Below are 25,329 nucleotides of genomic sequence, written 5' to 3'. Positions count from 1 at the left end.
TTGCTTAAATACTCATATTTAGTTGCATCATTAACATTTTCATTTTATTCTTGCTCAATAAAATTCTTTATACTATTTTAACTTTTAAAACCCCGAAATATTAAAGTACACGTGTATGAGTTATAATGCAACGATAGAAGAAGAAAATAAGGAAATAGCCAACAGGTATAAAGACCTTCTTAAAGGTACTTATCAAATGCTTACTGAAGATGATAAAAAACTGATTCGTAAAGCTTTTGAAATATCTGTTGAAGCACATTCCAAACAACGTAGAAAAACTGGAGAGCCCTATATTTATCATCCAATTGCTGTTGCAAAAATTGTTGCTTATGAAATTGGGTTAGGTGCGACTTCTATTGCCGCCGCGCTTTTACATGATGTTGTAGAAGATACTCATTATACTGTTGAGGATATTGAAAGGCTTTTTGGTGAAAACATTGCTAGAATAGTAAGTGGGTTAACCAAAATTTCTAATCTTAAGAAAGAGCAAGACTACTCTATTCAAGCTGAGAACTTTCGAAAAATGCTCTTAACCCTACATGACGATGTTCGTGTTATTTTAATCAAAATTGCAGATAGGCTGCATAACATGCAGACCATGGATGCTATGCCTCCACATAAGCAGGTTAAAATAGCTTCAGAAACATTATATATTTATGCTCCTCTCGCGCACAGGCTTGGGTTGTACAATATAAAAACAGAACTTGAAGATTTAGGATTAAAATACACAGAACCTGATGTGTATAATGATATTCTAAATAAAATTAAAGATAGCAAGGAAGAGCAGCAACGCTATATTAATAGCTTTACAGGTATGTTAAAAACTGCTTTGGATAAGGAAAATTTTTCTTACGAAATTAAAGGGCGTTTTAAATCCATCTTCTCTATTAGAAGAAAAATGCGAAAGCAAAATGTTTCCTTCGATGAAGTATATGATAAATTTGCCATTCGAATTATTTATGAACCATCTTCCAAAGATGAAAAGTTCGATGCATGGAAAATATATTCAATTGTTACCGACTTTTTCAAACCGAATCCTGCCAGATTAAGAGATTGGATTTCGCAACCTAAATCTACTGGTTATGAGGCCTTGCATATTACAGTTATTGGACCGGAATCAAAATGGGTTGAAGTTCAAATTCGTTCACAAAGAATGGACGAAATCGCTGAAAAAGGATATGCAGCTCATTTCAAATATAAACAAGGAAACATTGCTGAAAATGGCTTAGAAGGTTGGTTAAATAGGTTAAAGGAAACTCTAGAAAATCAAAGCTTAAATGCCGTTGATTTTGTTGAAGACTTTAAATTAAATTTATACGCTAAGGAAATATATGTGTTTACACCACGAGGTGATCTAAAATCTCTTCCTAAAGGTGCTTCTGCTTTAGATTTTGCTTTTTCTGTTCATACTGATGTTGGATTAAAATGTAGAGGTGCCAAGGTAAATGGAAAACTTGTTCCTCTAAGTCATGAGTTAAAAAGTGGTGATCAGGTTGAAGTGCTCACAGCTCCAAACAACAAACCGAATGTTCGATGGTTAGATTTTGTGTTAACAGCTCGGGCTAGAACTAAAATTAAATCAGCATTAAAAGCAGAAGAAAAGAAAATTGCCGAAGAAGGAAAGGCAATTCTGATGCGAAAATTACGTCACCTTAAAATTAGTACAAACGAAAAAACAATTCATGAAATTGCTAGTTACTTTGGGTTAAAAACGAGTTTCGACTTATTTTACCGTGTTGGTAATGGAGCCATTGATAATACTAAACTTAAAGAGTTTGTTGCACAACGTAGTGGTGTGCAATTATGAGTTTTATTAAAAGTACTTTCAGACGCAACCCTTCGAAAGTAGTTTCTGACAAGGAAGAAGTAACGAGTAACTACGATTCGTTAGTTTTTGGTAAGGATGAACAAACTCTCGATTATACATTAGCCAAATGTTGTTCACCAATTCCAGGTGATAAAGTATTTGGTTTTGTGACTATTAATGAAGGAATTAAAGTTCATAAAAACGACTGTCCAAATGCCATTTCTTTACAGTCAAACTATGCCTACAGAATCATGCCCGCCAAATGGATTGATTCTACACAACAAGAATATAAGATAACACTAAAATTTTCTGGTATTGATAAAAGGGGAATTGCTAATAATATTACCCGCATTATTTCAAATGGTACCGATGTATATATTTATGGAATTAATATTGCAGGAGATGATGGTGTATTTGAAGGAAGCCTAACTTTAGGAGTAAAAAATAAAGCACAAGTAAATAAGTTAATGGATAAAATAAAGAAGATTGATGGGGTTCAAAAAGTAGAACGTGTTAATACTTTGTAAATATCATTTTAACTTCATGCTAATTATATAAATAAATAACTGTAAATTTGCCTTTTCGTAAAATTCCAAAAGAATGAGTAACTCAGAAGAAAATCAAGAAATTGTAAAAAAAGTATTCACTTCATTTTTAGAGGAGAATAAACATCGTAAAACACCGGAACGCTACGCTATTTTACAAGAAATATATGATGCTGATGAGCATTTTGATATTGAATCTTTGTATATCAAAATGAAAAATAAGAATTATCGAGTAAGTAGAGCTACTTTGTACAATACTATTGACTTATTGTTAGACTGTGGTTTAGTAAGAAAGCATCAGTTCGATGGTCAGTCTATGGCTCGATATGAAAAAAGTTATTTCGACAAAAATCATGACCATGTTATTTTAACCGATTCGGGTGAAGTAAAAGAATTTTGCGACCCTCGAATTCAAATTATCAAGAAAACAATTGAAGAGGTTTTTGATATTGACATTCATAACCATTCTTTATACTTCTACGGAACAAAGAAAAAAGAACAAAATTAACAACAACACATAATTTATTTAACAATACACAACTAAATGGCAGTAGATTTATTACTTGGTCTGCAATGGGGAGACGAAGGAAAAGGTAAAATTGTAGATGTACTTACTAAAAACTACGATATTATTGCACGCTTTCAAGGAGGTCCAAATGCAGGACATACCCTAATTTTTGATGGTAACAAACATGTATTACACACTATTCCTTCTGGAATTTTTCATAAAACTGCATTAAATGTAGTAGGAAACGGTGTTGTAATAGACCCTGTTATTTTTAAAAAAGAGCTTGAAAATTTAGATCAACATAGTATTGATTATACCTCAAAATTACTAATTTCAAGAAAAGCCCACTTAATTCTTCCTACACATCGTTTACTTGACGCTGCTTCTGAAACTTCAAAAGGTAAGGCTAAAATAGGTTCTACTTTAAAAGGTATCGGTCCAACGTACATGGATAAAACGGGTAGAAATGGGATGAGAGTTGGAGATTTAGAGCTAGATGATTGGAAAGAGCGTTATGATACTTTGACTGAAAAACATTTAAAAATGTTAGACTTTTTCGATGTTGATATTCAGTTTGATTTAAAAGAGTTAGAAAAAGAATTTATTCAAGGTATTGAAAAATTAAAAACTTTAAAGTTTATCGATTCAGAAGAGTTTTTGAATTCTGCAATCAAAGAAGGTAAAACTATCTTAGCAGAAGGAGCTCAAGGTTCATTATTAGATATAGATTTTGGTACCTATCCATTTGTTACTTCATCAAATACTACGGCTGCTGGTGCTTGTACTGGATTAGGAATTGCTCCAAATAGAATTGGAGATGTTTTTGGTATTTTTAAAGCTTACACTACTCGTGTTGGTTCTGGACCATTTCCTACAGAATTATTTGATGAAGATGGTGCTACTATGGCGAAGGTTGGTCATGAATTTGGTGCTACTACTGGTCGTCCACGTAGATGTGGTTGGTTAGATTTAGTTGCTTTAAAATACGCTGTTCAAGTAAATGGTGTTACACAATTAATGATGATGAAAGGTGACGTGCTTTCTGGTTTTGATACTTTAAAAGTGTGTACTTCTTACAAATATAAAGGAGAAGAAATTACTCATTTACCTTACAATATTGAGCCTGAAAATGTAACTCCAATTTTTACTGAATTTAAAGGTTGGGAATCTGATTTAACAAAAATGACAAGTAGTGATGAGCTACCTCAAAATTTGTTAGAGTATATTTCTTTTATTGAAAAAGAAACTGAAGTTCCAATCAAAATTGTATCAGTTGGACCTGATCGAAAACAAACAATTTTAAGATAATAACATAAGGAGTTCTTTTTAGAGCTCCTTTTTTTTAATACTGCTTACAAAAACTAACCATGATAACAGAGTATTTAAACAATATTACTATACAATTTAAGTCATATAAGGAAGTTGCAGACAAAACCATCTCTCAATTAGAAGAAAATGATTTCCATTGGCAATATAACAACGAGAGTAATAGTATTTCTTCAATTATAATTCATATGTCGCAAAACATGCTATCTCGATGGACAGATTTTTTCAATGCGGATGGAGAAAAATCGTGGCGTGACCGAGATAAAGAATTTGAAAACCAAAATTTCAATAAACAAGAATTAATAAACGAATGGGAAAAAGGTTGGACCTGTCTGTTTAATGCCTTAGATAGTTTAGATGAAACTAACTTCAATACTCCAATTAAAATTCGAAATAAAGAAGTTAAACTAATCGAAACAATTACTCGACAAATTGCACATTACCCGTATCATATTGGTCAAATTGCCTATATAGGGAAAATGATCTTAAATGATAAATGGCAAACAGCCTCTATTCCAAAAGGAAAATCGAAAGAGTTTATTCAGCAGCAATTTAAGCAGAATACTTCTCAAAAATAATTTAAAACCCCAAAGAGCCGTAACTCTTTGAGGTTCATGAGATTTAATCATTAACCTTTAAATCTCTCATATGCTTCTTTTTCTAACCGTTCTCTAAAATTAGGGTGCGCTATTGATATTAGTTCTTTGGCTCTTTGTTTTAAGCTTTTACCAAAGAGATTTACTACTCCATATTCTGTAGCCACATAATGCACATGAGCTCTTGTAGTAGTAACACCTGCCCCTTCTTTTAAAAACGAAGTTATTTTGGAATGTCCTTTTTTTGTAATTGAAGGCATTGCAAAGATGGCCTTCCCTCCTTTTGACAATGAAGCGCCTCGAATAAAATCCATTTGTCCTCCAACTCCTGAATATTGATATTTTCCGATAGTATCAGCACAAACCTGACCAGTTAAATCAATTTCAATGGCACTATTTATAGCTGTTACTTTTGGGTTTTGTCTTATAATTGAAGTATCGTTCGTGTACCCCGCTTCTTTAAAATGTACTAAGGGATTATCATCTATAAAATCATACAATTTCTGAGTCCCTACAGCAAAACATGTTACTATTTTACCAGTCTTAATCTCTTTTTTTTCACCTGTTATAATTCCTTTTTCTACCAAAGGTAAAACGCCATCCGAAAACATTTCTGTATGTATTCCAAGTGATTTATGATTCTGAAGATTATTGAGTACGGCGTTGGGAATATTTCCTATTCCCATCTGTAGCGTTGCTCCATCTTCAATAAGCTCAGAAACATTTTTACCTATTTGGATTTCTATCTCAGAAGGGGTATTAATAATAGATTCATGTATTGGATTTTCACATTTTACTGCATAATCAATATTGCTAAGATGAACCACTCCATCACCATGAGTTCTAGGAACATTAGGATTTATTTGAGCTACTACTTTTTTGGCAGTTTGAATGGCCGGTATTGTAATATCAATTGAGGTACCTAATGAACAAAATCCGTGTTTATCTGGAGGTGAAACTTGAATAAATGCAACATCTAACGGGTAATTCCCATTTCTAAATAACCAATGTATTTCACTTAAAAATATCGGAATATAATCTCCATTATTTCTATTAACCCCATTTCTTACATTATCGCCTACAAAACAACTTACCAATCTAAACGATTTGGAATAAGGTTCTTCCAAATATTTCGCATTACCATGTGTGTGAATTTGAATTATTTCAACCTCTTTTAGTTCCATATATCGTTCGCATAGAGCATCTATTAAACCATTTGGTGTCATGGCTGCTCCTTGAAAGAATACTTTATCTCCAGATTTCACGATAGAAACTGCTTCTTCTAAAGAAGTAAAATTCATATTTAATTTAGTCATTTTCATTCTGCTTTCTGGAACAAATTTGGGGTTAAACTTCAATTAATAATATGATATAAGTCATAATCCTTTTTTATTCATCTATTCTTTTCTACCGTTTAACCACAATAATTAAGCATCAAACAAATAAATAGACATTAACGCACTATATAGTATAGTTTTGATATAAACCTCTAAAAATCAACACAATGAATAAATTGTTCCCCGTATTCATAGCCATCTTTTTAGCATCTTCATTTACCATTAATTCACAGAATCAACCATTTAACTGTGTGGAATATGCTTACCTTTTTCAATTCAACGATGTATACAGTATTAATCTAGCCTCTGGTAATTCTACCCTAGTTGGGGTTGATATTACTGAAGGATCAATAAACGCAGCAGGTTATAATAATGCTGACGGCTATATTTGGGGGTCAGTTTCGACTCCAAGTAAGTCAATTGTTAGAATTGGAGATGATTTTTCAACAGATATTTATACTATCAACGAATTACCTACAAGTAATAGATATATTGGAGATATTAACCTTTCTGGACATTATTACCTAAAACCAGGAGGTGATACTTATTATATAATTGATATAGATCCTGCTTCTCCCAATTACCTTACCTCTTTAGGAACTGGTACTTTAAGTACAAGTTTGTCAATTCATGACTGGGCCTTTAATTCACTGGATAATTTTTTATATGCTGTAGAAAAAGGAACCAACATATTATATAGAATTAACGCTTCAACTGGTAATGTAGAAAGTTTAGGAGAAGTTCCAATTTTATCAGGGTTTAATTACACTTATGGAGCAGTTTATTTTGACAATGTAGGAAATTTCTATGTTTCTTCTAACCAAACAGGAACAATATACATTGTTTACGATGTAACCAACATAACAAGTGGAGGAAATATTTCTTCAAATCTATTTGCCTATGGTCCTTCTAGTTCTAGTAACGATGGAGCCAGATGCCCTACAGCACCAGTTCCAATGGAAGACTGCTCTAACGGAGTAGATGACGATGGTGATGGATTAGTAGATTGTGATGATCCTTCATGTTCAGGAGTTGAATCATGTCCAACAATTGACCCTGCAACTTCTGGAGGAAACGAAGGAGGGCTTGAAAGTAATAGCAGGTTGGCCGAACAAATTAGCAAAAGAAATTTTAACAGATTAAAAACTAACTACTCTTTTCAAAAAGCAAATGCTAGAAGATTACAAAAAACAAATGATTACGGTAAAAGAGAAAGAACTCAGACCATGAGTTTAGAAGATTTCATTCCATTAGCAGTAATCAACGAAGATGAAACAATTGAGTCAACACCAACTGATTTATTAAATATTACAAATGCCTCAGAAGTTTTTTCTGTAGATTATTTAAGAAATAACTCAACAGTTGCCTCTATTCTGGCATTGAAAACTGAAAACTCAGTTTATGAACACAGTAAATACATTTGTGATAGATTATTAGGAGCAGAACTTTTGTCAGTTTCAACGGTTGAAATCAATGAACATAATTTCATAAGGTCAATTATTAAAAATACTGATGGAAATACCGAGTTTGTAGCTAGTTTTTCAGCAAAGATAGCCGATACATTCGAAATAGAAAATCATTGGAATTTGGATAAGTATAGTCAAGAATCAGATTTTTACAATTTCCAAATCTGGTCAAACTCAATTGATGACTTAGTAAAATTATGTGAAGAAATATTAGTTCTTCTCGAAAACCAAAAAAACATTTCAAGTTATTCAGTCTCACCACCGCCTACCGTTTTTGTTAAAAGTGGTTCTTATAAAGATGGTGGATTAGATTTAACCATAGTAAACTCAAACAGTAGTAATTCCGTGAATTTTGATGCTGGTTATAGAGCAACGGAAACGAGTAATACAGAGAATATTAATGCTACTATAGATTTAAGTAGTAACTATTTGTCGAATATTCAAATAGAAACAGGAAATCTATTTGATATTGGATTTAGAGTTGGTGATGGTATAAATACTCCTGATGACCTATTCATGTCTGACGGTCCTTGGGGTGTAGATGATGCTGCGAACAGCACGCAAGTTGAAAGCTTTACAGTACGCCCTAATGAAATAGAAACAGAGTTCGAAGAAATGGCTATCGAACGAAACATTGAGTTAGTTGCTCAAACTGAAGAATACATATCAGTATATAAAGCGTTTACTCCTAGATTTAAACCTGTAGATATATCAGAATACAATACCTTATCGTTTAACGCTAGTGGTAGTGGAAGCCTAGAGGTTAGATTTATAAAAAGCAGTATTAACGTTTGGGAAGAACAATACAGTATATTTATTGAGTTAAATGAAAACACCAATGAATATACACTTCCTTTAAATCAGTTTGCTTCTGAACATAATGGTTCTCCTATATTTGATGATGTAACTATGCTTGTATTGACCCAGGCCTCTCACACAGGAGAAAGAAAAGATATCAATTTATCGGTAAGTGAAATAAAATTAACGAAATCAACGTTAAGCAATGACGACTTAGATGTTTTCGATGGCGTTTTAATTAACCCAAACCCAATGACCAAAACATCGGTATTAAGTTTTAACGGAATTTCTCCTCAGTCAGAAGCCGATTTGGTAATATACAATCAATTAGGACAAGTAGTTCAAAAGCAAAAAATAGCTATTTCAACAGGTAAAAATGAAGTTACAATACATAGAAACAATATATCATCAGGAATATATTTTGTTAGTGTAAATACGTTAAACGGAAGTATTATTAAAGAAAAACTAGTGATTAAATAAAACCGTTTAACGACGAATATCAACCATTCATCTATAAATTAAATGCTACCAACTTTTGATAATTTTTTTATCAATTAAAAAAAATATATTTGTTTAACACTAAAAGCCTACTTACGCAAAAGTTATGAACTTAAAAATTTTATTAGTTGAGGATGACGAGATCGAAAAATTAAAATTTGAAAGGGCCTTAAAGAAGTTAGATGCAACCCATTCTGTAGTAAAGGCAGCAAATGGTGAAGAAGCGCTGGCAATTTGTAAGGATGTACTTCCAAACTTAATACTACTAGACTTAAATATGCCCAAAATGAATGGGCTTGAGTTCTTAGATATTTTAAGAGCCGATGAAAATTTGAAATTCGTTCCGACCGTTGTCTTTTCAACGTCAAACAATCACCAAGATATGATCAATGCCTACAAGGTAGGTATTGCTGGTTATGTAGTTAAACCTCTACACTATTCTGATTATGTAAATCAAATAGAAAAAATTATTGATTATTGGTCCATTAATGAGTTAGTTACTTTATAAATAAAATACTATTTTCATTACAGGTTAAACAATTTCATTAATCCCCCACTACATATGAAAGGAATCGTATTTACCGAATTTTTAGAAATGGTAGAAAAAAAATTCGGAATAGAAACTGTGGATACTATCATTACTGAATCCAACTTAGAGTCTGATGGTGCTTACACCTCTGTAGGCACTTACGCCTTTAAAGAACTTCAAAGCTTAGTTGTTAATTTAAGTAAGTATACGAACGTAGATGCTCAAGATTTAATACACCTCTATGGTATTTACTTCTTTGATACACTTACAAAAAATTATATAAGCCTTTTCGACCATTATAAAAATGCTTTTCAATTAATTTCTGGTATTGAAGAACATATTCATGTTCAAGTAAGAAAAATGTACCCTGATGCAGAACTTCCCTACTTCGAAACTCATGAAAGTTCTGATAGCAAATTAGTAATAGAATATCATTCTGAAAGAGCCCTATATTCTTTTGCTTTAGGATTAATTGAGCGAACCCTGGAACATTACAATGAAAAAGCCACGGTTACAAAGAAGTTATTAAATGATTCGGGAACGAAAGTTTTATTTACCATAGTTAAAAATGGATAAAGACAAAATTAAAATACTAGAACGAGCTTTAGCAAGAGAACGGAAAGCCAGAAAAGCAGCTGAAGAAATTTTAGAAAAAAAATCTTTTGAACTTTATGAAACTAATAAACATATAGAAGAGCTATATGACGACAGAAATGCTCAATTAAAACTTATTGTAGATAATTCATCGTTAGGAATCGTTTTATCTCAAAACGGTAAACTTGTTACTATCAATAGAGCCTTAGTTAAACTTCTTGGTTATTCTTATCAAGATTTGATGACCATGAGTGTTAGTACTGACTTAACGCACCCTGAAGATCTTAAAGAATCTGAATATCAAACTCATTTGTTAGAAACAAATAAAATTGATAGGTTTTCAATTCAAAAAAGATATTTACGAAAAGATGGAAGCTATGTTCTCTGTAAAACCAATGTTAGTGCAGTTAGAGATACTAAAGGAGATGTAAAATATCAAGTAGCTCTTATAGAGAATGTTACCGAAATTAACAAAAAAACAAAGATGCTCAATACCCTAAATAGATTATCTGCTTCTATTTTGGGTAAAAGAGATTTATACGAAATTGCTTGGGAAATTGCAAAAACAACAGCGGAACATTTACAATTAGAAGATTGTGTTGTTTATGCTGTTAACCTAGATACAGGTATACTTACTCAAATAGCCACGGCCTCGCATTCTTTATATAAAGGAAATGATAAAACCAACTTATTTGAATTAACGATTGAAGAAGGAATCGTTGGTAAAGCTGCAAGAACAGGAGAATACCAATTAGTAAATGATACCTCAAAATGTTCAGACTATTTGGTTGATGATAGCTTTAGATTCTCCGAGCTAGCCGTTCCTATTATTGCCAATGGTAAAGTTATTGGGGTAATGGATTCTGAAAATAGCAAAAAGAATTACTTCAATTACGAACATGTTGAAGTATTTAAGAATATAGCAAGTTTAGCTTCGGCTCAGTTTAATAGCGCCATTAGTATGGAAAAAGAACGAAAAACTCAATTAGAAAAGGATAAACTTTTAGTTAAGTTAGAGAAGAACAACGAAGAATTAAAAAACTTTGCTCATGTTGTTTCACATGATTTAAAATCTCCGTTAAGAAGCATGTCTGCTTTAATATCTTGGATTAAAGAAGATAATGATGAAAACTTTGATGAAGAAACATCAAACAATTGCAACTTACTTCTTGCTAAAATTCATAAAATGGACTCTCTTATTAATGGTATCCTCAAATACTCTAGCATTGATAAAGTAGAGAAAGAATACAAAAATGTAGATATTCAAGAAGTAGTTCAGGAAATCATTGAAACCATTTTTATTCCTGATAAAATTATCATCGACATAAAAAACAAACTACCTATTATTCCTGGCGACAAATTTAGGTATCAGCAATTGTTTCAAAATTTGATTAGCAATGCTATTAAATATAACGACAAAGAAAAAGGAATTATTGAAATTGATGTTCAAGAAAAAAAAGACACCTACTTATTTTCGGTAAAAGATAACGGTATGGGGATTGACGAAAAATACCATAACAAAATATTTGAAGTATTTGAAACTCTTGGTCAACACAGTGATAACTCTACAGGAATAGGGTTATCAATTGTTAAAAAAATCATTGATCTATATGAAGGTAAAATATGGATTGAAAGTAAATCAGGAGAAGGAACTAACTTCTTATTCGAATTACATAAAAAACCTCTCTAAAAAAAATTTAAAGAGGTTTTTTGGTTTTGAACATACAAACTACTAATTATCTATAATATCTTTTTAATTTTCTTCAATTTTATAGTATAAAAATAAGCTTATAATTAGTTAGTTTACCTAAATGTTCGATGTAACCAAAATTTCTATAGATTAGTTGTATTAATTCATAGTTTAAATACAAAAATTGCAGAAGCTTTTCTTCTAAAAAATTAAAACTTTAAACAAAAAAAATTCCTCATCAAGGTTGCAATGAGGAATTTCGAGGGACTCTTAAAAAATAAGTTTTAGTTTAGTTTTTAAATAATTTAAATGAGTTTGTTATCCAAAATTAAGGTAATACGACTACTTTTATAAATTAAATAGCCGAATAATTTTACTTTAGCCATAAATAACGCTAAAACAGCGATTAACGACACTTTATAAAACAAAAATCTCAACATTAATACTAATATTGAGATTCCTTGGGAAATTTAAAGGGAAAACTATTTATTATAAAATAGTTCACCTAAAATTACTATTAGTAATTTGAAAATAGTAAAGCAATCGATAATTATAAATTGAAGTGTAGATAAAAGGTAGTTTACTTCTGATAAATAAAACAAGTATAAAAAGAAAACCTCATTATTAAAGGACTTAATAATGAGGGCTTGTAAAGAATCAGGGGGATACAAACAAACTACAAAATAACTATTTATTATATATTTTCTTTTTTTCTCGTTTTACACTTTAAATTTAATTAATTAACTAGTTTTCAAACCCTTCTATCGATAAATACACCGACTTTTATCGGTGAAATGTATTATTTCATAGATGAATTAAAAACGCTTCTCAATTATTAAAAAAATAGAGAATTGATAAAAAATTGGTATTAAACTGGAAGTAAAAAAGGGTTCCTACCCAAAAAGTCGCTAAATTATCACTAAAACCTTGTCTGAAGTTTTATTATTGAAAATGGAAGAGAAATTAAACGAAGCATTTTATCGTTTATAAACGAAGCAACGTTCTTACTTATTTTGTGTAGCATTTCTACTCTATTTCCAAAATACATCTCTAATTTCTTATTCTGCTTTAATTCTTTAATTAAATCATCAAAGTCATCGAAATTAGAATCAAAATCGGCATCAAAGTAACCAACATATTGAATTGTTGATATACTATAAAAATATCTAGCTCCTGCCTTAATAGCCATAGATTTACCTTGATTCTTTTTCTTGTTAATTACTGTAATTCTATCGCTATATTCTTGCTTAAACTTTGTTAATATATTCAAAGTATTGTCATTGCTTCCATCGTTTACAAAGCATATTTGAAAATCGTTAAAATCTTTCAACCATTTTCTAAATGCGTCAACATTTAATCTCTTCTCTTCATTGTAACATGGAATAATGATACCTACCTTCATATATAATTGTTTTAACATTTTCAAAAGTACTTTCGAAATCCTCTCTTTCTTATCGAAAATCGATTAATATGTTTTTTTATACGTTAAATTGTAAATATCTTTAGATTAGTTTCTTATCGATACTTATTAACTTTAGAAACGAAACTAAGCCCCCATCAAAAAATGAAAAGAACTATTAATAAGTACTTTCTGTTAGCCCTCGGTCTTGCATTATTAATTCATGGCAGTGCCATTTTTTATACAATTGAACTTACTTATGATGCCCTAATTCATTTGTTTTTTTCAGAACATTATGCAAGCAACTGGCAAGAACCTTGGTCATTTAAATGGTATACGGGTTTTACCGTCATGGGGTATCCTCCTTTGGTTCATCAGATGCTTGCCATTCTATCATTCATTGGTGGATTTAAATTTGCCTTATACACCTTCTGCTTTATAATTATCTTTTTATTCACTTCTGGTGTATACAGGTTTAGTTTATTACTTACCCAAAATGAAGATTATGCCGGTTTTGCAAGTCTTTTTGCAATATTTTCTTCAGTCTTCATTGAAACATTTCATTTATTTGGGCAGCTACCTACCTTAACAGGAATATCTCTTTTAATGCATTCAATTCCTGAAATATATTTATGGATTGTTACTAAAAAAATAAGATATCTAGTTTCTTCTTTTCTATTAATGGGTTTAATGGTGTGCTCTCATCATGTAACCCCAATTTTTGGAATGGTATTTTTTATATTCCCTCTAATCGGACTTGCCATTATGGATATATGCAAAAAACTTAAAGGTAGTTACACTTCTATAAGGTTTTGGTTTTTTGTTAAACACCTATATAAAAATTTAAGGTCTCTACTCATATTTGGCTTTGGTTCACTAGTTATCATGATAGGTAGCATATTGCCTTATTGGATAAACACCAAGAACAATCCTATAACACAAGTCCCCATACCTCATGGGTCCAGAGACAATTTTTTAGAAGTGCTATCCTCTGGTCTAGTATTCTTTTTAATTCCTTATGGGGTTATTCTTGTCTTATTTCCTTATGTATTTTATCGTTTCTTTAGTAAACGTTTACTTTTTTTTGGTATTTCTTTTTCAATGCTAGTTCTATTAGGTACTGGAGGTACCACCCCACTTCCTAAAATAATTTTAGGTGAAAATGCTTTTTCTATTTTGACTTTAGATAGGTTTACTTTTTGGGCTTCGATCATGAGTTATCCAATAATGGGGGAATTTTTTATGCGATTATTAAAGAAGGATTATAAAGTATATCTAACAAGAAAGTTTGGAAGAATGTACTATGCTGGCGGAGTGTTACTTTTAGGAGCTATTGCTCTTTATTTCGCTATTTTCACTATAAATCTTGGTAAATTCAGACCTAGCCAACCCCAAGCCATTAAAATGTTGCCTATTATAAATTTCTTAAATCAAGATATGCACTATAAATGGCGGTATCTCCCTTTAGGATTTGGTGACCAAATGGCATGGCTATCTTTACAAACACAAGCATTAACTGTTGATGGAAATTATCATTCAGCTAGACGACTCCCAGAACTAACAACAAAAGCAGTTGAACGATTGGAAAACTCAAAGTTTAGGGGAATTGAAGGTCTTGGTTCGTTGCAACAATTTTTAGCTAACTCAGATAAATTTAATCTGAAGTACATTTTCTCTAACGATAAGTTTTACGACCCCATTCTCTATTTTACAGGTTGGGAAAAATTATCATATTTAGAAAATGGAATTATGGTTTGGGAAAAGAAGAATGTCAATCCTTTACCTAAAATACTACCCAAAATAGATACACCTTTTTATCAAAAAATTATTTGGTCTTTCGTTCCTATTAGCTTTGTTTCTTTGAGTATAATTTGGTTTATAATAACCTTATATTTACCCAATTATCATTATACATTCCATACTGGCTTTATTGCTACGTCAACAAAATTTTCGAAATCACTTCTTATATATAATATAGTGTTATCAATATGCTTTCTATATGGTATGTATTTATTTTATATTCACAATACTACTCAAATTTCTTCTAAAAACGTGGTAAAAGCATATTACGACGCTCTAGATTTTAAAAGATTCGCCAAAGCCCATGCATATTTAGACAAAAATGCAGGTAAATCGTTAGATCAATTTATGCTTGAAATATCTGTTACAGATGGCTTATTAAGTTCTTATGCCAAATTAGAAGATATTAAAACCGAGATAATTAAGAAAACAAAGGACACAACTTATGTTGAAACAAAAACTAAATGGATTACCCCACTTGAAACAGTTCGGAAAAGTGAAATTATAAAAACAGTAAAGAAAAATCATAAATGGTTTGTAGTTCCAAAAAAAAATGAAAAATACATCCCTGCCAATCAATTTTTTGATGTTTCCGAAACCGTCTTCTATAACCAAGGAAGGAGAAAAATAACAACACAGCAAACACATCATGAAGATATCCTTCCCCAACCTACCATTTATGTTGAAGAAGCTAAATTAGTTTTTAAAGACAATCAATATTATATAATAGGTGAAATGCAAAATGTAGATTATTTTCCAGGAGCAATTAGTCTAAAAGCCATATTATATGATAAAGACAATAATGAGTTAGCAACTTATAGCTCGAAATTTCAAAACAAACACTACTTAAACCCTTTTGAAAAATCTGTATTCAAAATTAATTTTGAAGAAGTTGCTTGGATTGATACTGACAAAGTGGATAAAAGTTTTAACCCTGACGAATTTCATATAAAGATTTTCGACACTAAACCTGCAAAATTCGTTTTACATTTAAGCTCTACAACGGCTATAAAAAATTTGTATCAATACTCTCAAATTAACGATTTATACTGTACCAATACTTCTGTGAATGGCATGTTATTTAATGCAGGAAATAGAGAGGTTACCATCCCCTTATTATTATTTTCTTATTATAAAAATGATGAAATCATCTGGATAGATCATCAATTCGTTCAAGAAAGTGTCAGACCACATAGAAAAAGAAGTTTTACTCATATATTACCTGATATTTCTGGAATAAAAGTAATATCAAGCTCAATAGAGAACTGTTATGTCAACGGTGTAGAAAATTCAAACTCTATAAAAGATCGAATAGACACTTATGGGCTAAACAAAAGTGAAACAACTATGATTAAACAAGACCAGTATCATATAAAACTTCAGGTTTCAAATTTTATTGGAAATTAACATATGCTAAAAGCTAATTATCTCATACTACTACTATTATTCTTTTCATGTTCTAACATAAAAGAAAATGATTCGGATTCATCCTCTGAAGTAGATTTTGATTGGGTTAATAAACCAGATGAAATCTATGCTTCGGAAAAACTAAACTTTATTGTTTCTGGTAATTTCGATAGAAAAAAATTAAAATTAGGAATGTCTAATGATTTCGGAAGCACCATAATAACTCCTGTGAGAAGAGTTAAAAACAACTATGCTTTTGTTGTTCCTGAAGGATTTACTAAAGTTTCTGGAGTGCTATTCTATACTTTATCATATAACAATAAAATAATAGATAAAGGTAAAATGAATGTTTTGGCTTTAGAACAAACTTCTCTTTTAGAAACTTATTGTGGGCCGCCATATATGATAGCTTCTTTAACTGATTATTCCATGTTAGTTGTTATTCCGAATGATATATACGACAACCCTAACTCAGGCTCTTATACTTCTGCTGAATTTGATGATAAAGTTGAAGTTCAAGAATTCATAGAAAGTGAAGAACTACTCACTTATAGAAAAATATTTAGTAGAGAAAAAAAAGGAAAAGTTCTGGCAAAAGCTTTTACGGATACGGTACAATCAAAAGTATCTGACCTTACAATAATTGCTAATAACCCTGTAAATTTTACTATTGATTATTCAAGAAATACTCAATACGCGGACGGAAAAGAGCTTACAACAATTAAAACCTCAGTTATAAGAGATCGATATAACAACATTATAGAAAATGGAACTTTGGTTAGTTTTTATTTGTCCTATAATAATGTAAACTTAAAAGCTTATGGAAAAGTGGTTAATGGTATTGCCACAGCTCAGTTTGTTCATCCAGATGAAGAAAGAGAATATTCTGTAAAAGCTTATGTAGAAAATTCGTGTTCAAGTAACACTATAAAAATAAAATACTTAAAAGTAACTTTTTAATAATGACAAAATCAACCATTAATAAACGTAAACTAAAGCAAGCTTTAATTATCGCTGTTTTTTTAGGGGTTAACTTCGCCATTGTTAGCTTACTTTCCACGATATATTATGAATTTAACTCAGGCGCGGACAGAAGTAAAGCTCTACATATTGATTTAAGGCAAAATGATTATTATTTACCAAAGATTACTATTAATGGTTCCAATTCAGAAGGAAGAACTCCGAACAAAGAAATACTGAAAAATATAGAGGAAGATTATATCAAATCTTGGTATGTAAAAAAGTATGCTCTTCAGAATAACGATGTAAAAGCTATAGAGGACTTCTATACTGATTCAGCCCAATCTAAAATACAAAGAATAATAAACTATAATATTGCTAATAAGGTAAACATACATTCAACAAGTGTTAATCACCATGTTAATATTAAATTTTTATCAGAAGATGGTCAAGTAGCTTATATAGATGATAAGAATGTTCAGGAACGCACCTATTTTTATAAAAACAAAAAACAAATTCATGGGGAGGTTACTACTAAAACTTATAAATCTATATTATTACTAGAAGACGGTTTTTGGAGAATAAGACATTTAAAAAGCCTTATTGAACAGCAAGTAGAAAATGTTAAAACAATAGAAAATGAAGAAGAAAAAGTAATTGAAATTGATAAAGAAGTAACGCATGTTGTTAAACCCCAAGAAACTGTTTATAGGTTAACCCAAATTTATAAAACAACAAAGGATAAATTAATAGTATTAAATCCTAAAAAAACAGGTCTTGCCAATAATTTACTGTTAAAACATGATACCATTATTGTTAAAAAATCAAAAGAATTTGTCAATGCAAGTTTATTTGAAACTCAAAAGCAAGAAATACGATTCCCTAAGAATTTTAGAATAAAAGGTATCAATTATTATCCTCAAAAAACACCTTGGTTTGAATTTTGGAAACAATATGACACCATAGTTGTAAATAAGGACTTTAAGCTAATTAGAGGCCTACGGCTAAATACCGTTAGAATATTTATTCCTTATGAACTTTTCGGAAAAGAAAAAGTGTCTAAAACTGAATTAAAGAATCTGGTAAAAACACTTGATTTAGCGGAAAAAAACAATTTGAAAGTCATTGTTACTTTTTTCGATTTCTACAGTAATTATCAAGTATTAGATTACACTATTTGCGATAGACATTTAGAGCAAATAATTCAACGTATTAAAAACCACCCTGCTCTTTTACAATACGATATTAAAAATGAAGCAGACTTGGATTTTAAAATCCATGGAAAACAAAAAGTAATTAATTGGCTAAACTTTATTGCGGAAAGAATGAAACATTATGATAAGGAAACTCCTATAACTATTGGTTGGTATTCGCCAAAAGAAGCAACAAATTTAAGAGATAAAGTAGATTTTATTTCGTTCCATTACTATAAAACTCCTGAAAACTTTTCTGAAGTTTTCAAAGAATTGGAAAAACAAGTTGATAAGCCAATTGTTATTCAAGAGTTTGGTAAACATTCATACAATAGCATTTGGAACCTTTATAGAAATAGTGAAAAAAAACAAGCTAAATATCATAGAGAAATCCAAGAAAGTTTCCATGCCAACGGAGTCGAACATTTTGTCAGTTGGACCTTATATGACTTCCCAGAAATTGATAAAAATGTTTTTGGTAGAATGCCCCATAAAATTGGTCCTCAAAAAAACTATGGATTCATAGATGTTAAAGGAAAACCCAAGCAAGCCATAAAATACATCTCAGGTCCTCCAAATCAAAAGAACCTCTAAGGGATACTGAGTATCAAAAACTAGGGTAATTACTGGTAACTGTATAGGGTTATACCCTATCGTATATGTAAATAAATTTTACAACATTTGCCCTGTCTTAGAGTCGGGGGGGACTTTGAGCGATATGTTTTTTATAGTTACCCATTCTAAGCAGAGTGGGTTTCTTTTTTCCTATCAACTACACATAATGTTTACTTATCGAAATAAGGTTAGTTAAACAACTTATAATCATATTTTTAAGTTATAAGTTAAAACCAAAATGTCATGAAACTAGGTATTGTATCATCCTATCCCCCAAGCAAAATAACGCTAAATGAATATGCCTATCATTTGGTTAAAAGTTTTGTTACTTTAGATCAAATAGAAGAAGTTATTTTATTCTGCGATGTTACTCCAGAAGAAAAGGTGCTTGATTTCCCATATTCCAATAAAGTTACCATTGTAGAGTGTTGGAAATTTAATAGTTATAATATATTGTTCTCCGTATCAAAGGCTATAAAAAAGTATAAACCAGATAATGTTCTGTTTAACTTACAATTTATGAAATTTGGAGATAAAAAAATTCCAGCAGCTTTGGGCTTGTTACTTCCTAAAGTGATAAAAATGAGGGGGACACCGAATACAGTATTAATTCATAACATTTTAGAAGCTGTTGATTTAGAAAGCGCCGGTTTTACTAAAAACCCAATTCTTAAAGTTATCTATAACATTATTGGATATACCCTAACAAGATTTATTTTAAGTGCTAATACCGTAGCTGTTACCATTCCTAGATACAAAGGTATTCTTGAAAAGAAATATAAAGCAAAAAACATTGAAGTAATTCCTCATGGTACCTTCGAAGTCGCTGAAAAGCCAGATTATAAAGATTCTTATGAAAGAAAAAAAGTGATGACGTTTGGGAAGTTCGGTACCTATAAAAAAGTTGAGATTCTTATTGAAGCCGTTGAACAAGCAAGAAAATCAACTGGTGAAAAAATCGAAATTGTAATTGCTGGTACGGATAACCCAAATACTATTGGATATTTAGAAAGTATCCGAAAAAAATATAAACATGTACCCGATATAACTTTTACAGGCTATGTTCCTGAAGAAGACGTTGAAAGAATATTTGTTGAAAGCACCGTAGTGGTATTTCCATATACATCTACGACGGGAAGTTCAGGAGTATTACACCAGGCCGGAAGCTACGGTAAAGCGGTTATATTACCTAATATTGGAGATTTAAAAACATTAATGCAAGATGAAGGCTATGCAGGTGAATTCTTTGATCCAGAGTCTTCAGATAGCTTAGCCGGAGCCATTGAGGCCATAATTAAGAATAATAGTTATCGATTGGCTCTTGAAAAAATAAATTATAAAGCAGCTACCTCATTCCCTATGAAAAAAATATGTGAAATGTATGTGGCTACTTTCGATAAAAAAAATAGCTTAAAGTTAAAAAAAGCTTTAGTCTAACAACCAATCTTAATATAAACAAGAAGATCATCAAATTGATGATCTTTTTCATTTTAACTAAGCCTTTCTCTCCTACTCCTAAGTTCTTTTAATTATTTCTATTGTTAAAGTAATATGCTAATGTAATTAGAAGTAAAATTGCCATTAAAACTATTTGAACATGAACAACTTGTTCCAATGTATTATGGAATAGAATTAATCCTGCTACTTGAGATAAACCAAAAATCATAGCAATGATTACTGGAACATATTTTGAAAGAGATAAAAAATAATACACAAATACATTTGCTAATGCAAATAACGAAGTTGCCAAAGCGTATTTGTATAATAATGGTCCCATACTTAAATACTGCTTTCCAAATAATATTGCGATGATAACTTCAGGAAACAAATAACACCCAATAACCAAGGTTACTGTTAAAAGTAAAATAAATTTAAGATAATTAATAAGTACCTTTTGAGGATCTCTTCCCTCTTTTTTCGCTAAAATAACTTTTGGTAATAAAACCATTACTAGCATCCAAATAACAAAATAAACTACCCTTCCTATTAAAGCTAATGACGCATATAAACCTGCCCTATTTGATTCAAAATAATGCTTAACAATTAAGATATCAGAATTATTAATAACTATTTGTGTACCTTCATACAAAGCCGTTATTAGTAGAAATTTGTATATCGCTTTAGTTTCAGTTTCGGCTAAAACAGACTCCTCTTTCAAACTTGAAAAAGTAAATTGATTAGGGAAAAGTCCTAATACAAAAGAAAACAAAATACCTATAGTTACGGCTATTGTAGGGTTAACTATATTAAACCCTATTAAGATAAAAGTAAGTGAAAGTCTTCCGAACATTTCCAATAAATAGGATTGGGATAAGGAAATAAATTCTTGCTTCCCCTGGTGCAATCCTCTTGATACGCTCATCACGAAATAAATAGGAACTCCTATACCAAATAGAAAAAATATTAATGAATTATCTAAATGAAATATATCTATTAACTGCTTAGCAAAAAGCATACACAATAAACCGATAATTCCACTAAAGAATAACGTGTATTTATAAATTACTTTTTTAAAATTATCTGTTCTTTCTGGAGGTATTTCAATAACAAACTTAGCACATAATAACTGAATTGTCATTGCCAAAAAAGAAAGTACCAATAATAGCGTTATCAAAACTGCCACATCAGCAAATAAAACAGGTCCCAACCATCTACCTAAAATAAGATTATAAAGATAATTTCCTGCATTTACAATCATTACACTGATCATAAACCATTGAGCAGAACTTATCTTTATAGTTCTATTTAAAATTGATACCTGCATAACTAATAGCTTTATTCTTTTAATATTTCTCCTAGTCTTGGATCATTCAAAATCCAAGAGATTTTTTCATTTACTTTTTTAAAAATTGTAAACTTTTTATTGTTTTTTGTAGCAATTTCACCTAATTCTCTCAACGCATTAATTCCTGTCATATCAATATCTTTAAGTTCTTTTAAACTTAAAACTACATCTGAATCGTATTTAATAAGTGTTTTAAAATAGGATAATAAACTCCTAGAGCTTTCCAACATTAAACTTCCTTTTAACTCATACTTACCTTTCTTATAACTTATTTGTAGCATATAAAATTGACATTTTATTTTTTCTTCAAAATTCACTGTTTCGCCATAGTTTTTCTATTTGTTTCGACAGAATGCAATTTATTATAGATTAATGAAGTAGTATTATGTATTAACTTGGATTTAAAATCAAAAACCAAAAAGATGAGAAATAGAATAAAACTATTCCCCCTAAATTTATTACTATTTGTTACTACAATTTTATCCGCACAGTCCCCCATGGCACCAGGTTTTAACATGCTAGAAACAGGTAAATTCGCAGACGCTAAACTCTTTTTTGAAGAATATTTAAAAACCGATTCTGACAATAAAACAGCAAAGCTTTGTTACGGTCGTGCAGTCGGTTTAAGTGGAGACCCGCAAAAAGCAAAACAGATTTTCGGTGAATTGCTCGAGCTAGAACCTAAGAACTTAGAATTCAGAATTAACGCCTCGGAATGTTTATTATGGAATAAAGAATTCGACGAAGCTCTCGTCAGTTATTCTGAATTGGAGAAAAGTTATGATCCAAATCCTATTATAGAGCTTGGATTGGCAAATACCTATAGTAATTTAAAAAAATACAATAAAGCGATTCATCATTATAAGAAAGGAATTTCCTTGAATCCCAAAATATTAGGAATATACATAGGACTCGCATATACGTATCAGGCAAATAATGAAAATAAATACGCTCTGGAAACTATTGAGAAAGCTTTAGAGTTAGATCCAAAGCATAAACAACTCTCAGGTCTTAAAAAAAATATTGTTCAAAAATACAAACCTCAAATCGTCCAAAAAGGTATTATAACATCTGATAGTGGAGATAACCAATCCCTAAACTCTAAAACTGACTTAACCTATCCTTTATCTACCAAAACTAGTATAGGGGCTTACTATCATTTTAGAGAATCATCCAATACTGTAATAGATATTAACTCTTCAAGACAAAAAACTTTTGGAATAACATCTTCTTATCAAATTACAAACAGAATAAATCTTATGGCCAACCTAGGCTATTTAGATATTGTAGGAGATAATACTTATAGTGATTTTATCTACAAGTTTGGTTCGAATATAAAATTAAGCCATAACCAAGATTTAAACATTTATTATCAAAAAGAATATCATAACTTTAATGTTCAACTAATTAACAGTGAAATTAGTCAAAACCATCTCTTTGCAAATTATCACATTATTACGAAATACGACATTGGGTTGTTTACCCAGTACTATTATACCACACAATCTGACGACAACAAAAGAAATCTTTTATTCACATCTCTTTATTATCTTTTAAAGAAAAGTACGCCAATTAAAGTTGGTTTAAATAGTGTTATGATGAGTTTTGATAAAGAAAGAGCTGAAGTATACTTCAGCCCTGAAAAATATTTTGTTTTTGAAGCTTTCTTAGACTTCAGTTTCACGCAACCTACAACTAAAATTATTTTAGATGGTAATGCTGCTTATGGATATCAGATTATTAATTCAGAAAACAAACAACAAAGTTTTAGAATGAAACTTAATGTTGGTTATAAATTCAGTGACAATATCAAACTTATGTCATATGGTGAATATAGTAACCAAGCAGTTGGAAATGCTTCAGGTTTCGAATTTAATGAAATAGGTATTGTTTTAAAATGTAATTTTTAATTCAATAAGTTCAGCCTTTTCATTAATTCAGGTCTATTTGATCGACTTACAGGAATTACCTCTTTTTTAATAAGAACACTGTTATCTTCAATATCTATTATTTGCTTCAAATTAATAATATAAGAACGGTGAATCTTTAAAAAGAGGTCTTCTGGAAGTTTCTCTTCTATTTTTTTCATTGTTGTATGAACTATATGATTCTTAGTTTCAGTTTTTATATTTATATAATCACCTTTTGCCTCAATCAAATAAATATCTGGTATTAATATTTTTACCAGTCTTCTATCGATGTTTACATATAACTCATTCTTTTCTTCTTCGCTTTTCTGCTCTCCATTACTAGACTCTTGCTTCTTAACCTCTAATTTAGTTACAGCTTTTATAAACCTAGGAAATTTAACAGGTTTCACCAAATAATCTATAATGCACTTATATTCGAAAGCATTAAGAGCAAAATTTTCGTCCGAAGTTGTCAATACTATCTTTGGAGGATTGTTCAAACTATCTATAAAATCGAAACCACTTAATTCAGGCATGTGAATGTCTAAGAATACCAAATCAACTTTATTATTATTAATAAAGTCGATTGCATCTAGAGCATTGTCAAAAGTTGACTGAATATTTAAGTAATCTAATTTTGAGCAATATTTTTCAATAATTACTCTAGCTAGTTCGTCATCGTCAATTATAATTGAATTAATCATTTATATTTTTTTAAGGAATTGTTCGATTTTAGTTAAAATATCAATAAAGTCGCCCGATAACTCGGTAGAACCATTTAACAGCTGCTTCTCGAATTCAGATGCGAGTAAGTAGCCGTCTTCTAGATTAAGAAGGTTTACCTTATGTTTTAATTTATGAACAATTTCAGCTGTCTCTTTATATTTCTCAGCCTCAAATGATTCGTAGAAAAGTTTTTGTTCGGTGGGGAACTCTTTTTTAAGAATATTTACCATCTGATTTTTAAAATCAGCGTCATTGTCACATATCTCATCAAACTTCGATAAGTCGGGCAATTTTTTCATTATTAATACTAATTATGTACTAAATATAACTCAAAAAAAATAATATTCAAAACGAGAAGGTTAATAAACAGCAATTTAAGTAGTAAAAAGTATCGACGAATGGTAGGATTTACTACGTAAAATAGGAATAAAAAAAAACTCCTCATTACATTAAGTAATGAGGAGTTTTTAAAAGAAAGGCAACGACCTACTCTCCCACCAGTGGCAGTACCATCGGCGCTAATGGGCTTAACTTCTCTGTTCGGAATGGTAAGAGGTGAGCCCCATTGCTATAATCACCTTAAATCGTTTCAGTTTCTTAAAACTGTATAAGTTAACATATTGCTAAAATCATATCGCTTTTTCAAGTATTGAGAATTTAGTATTGAGTATTGAGATTAAATATATCTAAATTCTCTCTTCTCAATTCTAACTTCTATCTAAAGAGTGTCCTTCTCCCTTGTTACCAAGGGAGAGGATCGTACATAAGCCTATGGGTTATTAGTACTACTCGGCTACATACATTACTGCACTTACACCTATAGCCTATCAACGTGGTCAT

The 25,329-nt window shown here is 30.6% G+C and carries 18 protein-coding genes, 1 rRNA gene and 1 pseudogene; 13 read left to right on the top strand and 7 right to left on the bottom strand.

All coding sequences use genetic code 11. The features are described 5' to 3' along the window. The first annotated feature begins 115 nt into the window (after positions 1–115). From ACKTTV_RS11275 to ACKTTV_RS11260, 4 genes and pseudogenes are all read left to right on the top strand, one after another. Positions 116–2,334 (top strand): annotated as a pseudogene (locus tag ACKTTV_RS11275) (RelA/SpoT family protein). A 73-nt stretch (positions 2,335–2,407) separates the two neighbouring features. Then, positions 2,408–2,860, top strand: a complete 453-nt coding sequence (locus ACKTTV_RS11270) for a Fur family transcriptional regulator (protein WP_408030936.1) — start codon at positions 2,408–2,410, stop codon at positions 2,858–2,860. A gap of 36 nt (positions 2,861–2,896) precedes the next feature. Beyond that, the gene (locus ACKTTV_RS11265; RefSeq protein ID WP_408030935.1) at positions 2,897–4,168 is read left to right on the top strand and encodes an adenylosuccinate synthase; all 1,272 of its coding nucleotides are present in this window, start codon (positions 2,897–2,899) and stop codon (positions 4,166–4,168) included. 59 nt (positions 4,169–4,227) lie between these two features. Beyond that, positions 4,228–4,764, top strand: a complete 537-nt coding sequence (locus ACKTTV_RS11260; RefSeq protein ID WP_408030934.1) for a DUF1572 family protein — start codon at positions 4,228–4,230, stop codon at positions 4,762–4,764. Positions 4,765–4,814: 50 nt separating this feature from the next. Here ACKTTV_RS11260 and ACKTTV_RS11255 read toward each other — a convergent pair whose 3' ends face one another. Further along, positions 4,815–6,098, bottom strand: coding sequence for an acetyl-CoA hydrolase/transferase family protein (locus ACKTTV_RS11255; protein WP_408030933.1), 1,284 nt, complete (start codon positions 6,096–6,098; stop codon positions 4,815–4,817). A gap of 188 nt (positions 6,099–6,286) precedes the next feature. Between ACKTTV_RS11255 and ACKTTV_RS11250 the strand changes: the two genes are divergently transcribed. The 4 genes from ACKTTV_RS11250 (at position 6,287) to ACKTTV_RS11235 (ending at position 11,694) form a co-directional block, all read left to right on the top strand. After that, on the top strand, positions 6,287–8,863 hold the full coding sequence (locus ACKTTV_RS11250; RefSeq protein ID WP_408030932.1) for a DUF6923 family protein: 2,577 nt from the start codon (positions 6,287–6,289) through the stop codon (positions 8,861–8,863). 124 nt (positions 8,864–8,987) lie between these two features. Next, complete coding sequence (locus ACKTTV_RS11245; protein WP_408030931.1) at positions 8,988–9,389, top strand: response regulator; 402 nt, start codon at positions 8,988–8,990, stop codon at positions 9,387–9,389. Positions 9,390–9,443: 54 nt separating this feature from the next. Next, positions 9,444–9,986, top strand: coding sequence for a heme NO-binding domain-containing protein (locus ACKTTV_RS11240; RefSeq protein ID WP_408030930.1), 543 nt, complete (start codon positions 9,444–9,446; stop codon positions 9,984–9,986). Then, positions 9,979–11,694, top strand: a complete 1,716-nt coding sequence (locus ACKTTV_RS11235; RefSeq protein WP_408030929.1) for an ATP-binding protein — start codon at positions 9,979–9,981, stop codon at positions 11,692–11,694. The genes ACKTTV_RS11240 and ACKTTV_RS11235 overlap by 8 nt, the downstream gene beginning before the upstream one ends. 919 nt (positions 11,695–12,613) lie before the next feature. Here the strand turns inward: ACKTTV_RS11235 and ACKTTV_RS11230 are convergent. After that, entirely contained in the window at positions 12,614–13,096 is a 483-nt protein-coding gene (locus ACKTTV_RS11230; protein ID WP_408030928.1) for a glycosyltransferase, read from the bottom strand. Positions 13,097–13,258: 162 nt separating this feature from the next. Here ACKTTV_RS11230 and ACKTTV_RS11225 point away from each other — a divergent pair, with 162 nt between their 5' ends. The 4 genes from ACKTTV_RS11225 to ACKTTV_RS11210 all read left to right on the top strand — a co-directional run bounded on the left by ACKTTV_RS11225 (position 13,259) and on the right by ACKTTV_RS11210 (position 20,505). Beyond that, positions 13,259–16,300, top strand: a complete 3,042-nt coding sequence (locus ACKTTV_RS11225; protein WP_408030927.1) for a hypothetical protein — start codon at positions 13,259–13,261, stop codon at positions 16,298–16,300. A gap of 3 nt (positions 16,301–16,303) precedes the next feature. Next, positions 16,304–17,260 (top strand): hypothetical protein, encoded by a 957-nt coding sequence (locus ACKTTV_RS11220; RefSeq protein ID WP_408030926.1) that lies wholly within the window; start codon positions 16,304–16,306, stop codon positions 17,258–17,260. Between the two features lie 2 nt (positions 17,261–17,262). Next, positions 17,263–19,047 carry a glycoside hydrolase family 2 TIM barrel-domain containing protein gene (locus ACKTTV_RS22855; protein WP_456243526.1) on the top strand — a complete coding sequence of 595 codons (1,785 nt, stop codon included), beginning with the start codon at positions 17,263–17,265 and terminating at the stop codon, positions 19,045–19,047. Between the two features lie 264 nt (positions 19,048–19,311). After that, positions 19,312–20,505: a glycosyltransferase gene (locus ACKTTV_RS11210; protein ID WP_408030925.1), complete on the top strand. Its 1,194-nt coding sequence runs from the start codon at positions 19,312–19,314 to the stop codon at positions 20,503–20,505. 88 nt (positions 20,506–20,593) lie between these two features. Here ACKTTV_RS11210 and ACKTTV_RS11205 read toward each other — a convergent pair whose 3' ends face one another. Together ACKTTV_RS11205 and ACKTTV_RS11200 are read right to left on the bottom strand one after the other, a co-directional pair. After that, positions 20,594–21,832 carry an oligosaccharide flippase family protein gene (locus ACKTTV_RS11205; protein ID WP_408030924.1) on the bottom strand — a complete coding sequence of 413 codons (1,239 nt, stop codon included), beginning with the start codon at positions 21,830–21,832 and terminating at the stop codon, positions 20,594–20,596. A gap of 11 nt (positions 21,833–21,843) precedes the next feature. Next, a complete protein-coding gene (locus ACKTTV_RS11200) occupies positions 21,844–22,134 on the bottom strand; it encodes a hypothetical protein (RefSeq protein ID WP_408030923.1) in 291 nt (96 codons plus the stop codon). A 141-nt stretch (positions 22,135–22,275) separates the two neighbouring features. On the opposite strand from ACKTTV_RS11200, the gene ACKTTV_RS11195 reads away from it, so the two are divergent. Next, the gene (locus ACKTTV_RS11195) at positions 22,276–23,763 is read left to right on the top strand and encodes a tetratricopeptide repeat protein (RefSeq protein WP_408030922.1); all 1,488 of its coding nucleotides are present in this window, start codon (positions 22,276–22,278) and stop codon (positions 23,761–23,763) included. Here ACKTTV_RS11195 and ACKTTV_RS11190 read toward each other — a convergent pair. From ACKTTV_RS11190 to rrf, 3 genes are all read right to left on the bottom strand, one after another. Beyond that, positions 23,760–24,464, bottom strand: coding sequence for a LytR/AlgR family response regulator transcription factor (locus ACKTTV_RS11190; protein WP_408031613.1), 705 nt, complete (start codon positions 24,462–24,464; stop codon positions 23,760–23,762). The genes ACKTTV_RS11195 and ACKTTV_RS11190 overlap by 4 nt on opposite strands. 3 nt (positions 24,465–24,467) lie before the next feature. Then, positions 24,468–24,788, bottom strand: a complete 321-nt coding sequence (locus ACKTTV_RS11185) for an Hpt domain-containing protein (protein ID WP_408030921.1) — start codon at positions 24,786–24,788, stop codon at positions 24,468–24,470. A gap of 174 nt (positions 24,789–24,962) precedes the next feature. Next, positions 24,963–25,071 (bottom strand): 5S ribosomal RNA (gene rrf, locus ACKTTV_RS11180). Between the last annotated feature and the right edge of the window lie 258 nt (positions 25,072–25,329).

It is taken from the genome of Tenacibaculum xiamenense (assembly GCF_964513065.1).
In the GTDB taxonomy this organism is placed as follows: domain Bacteria; phylum Bacteroidota; class Bacteroidia; order Flavobacteriales; family Flavobacteriaceae; genus Polaribacter; species Polaribacter xiamenense.
This window is presented reverse-complemented; position numbering and strand designations above follow the sequence as displayed.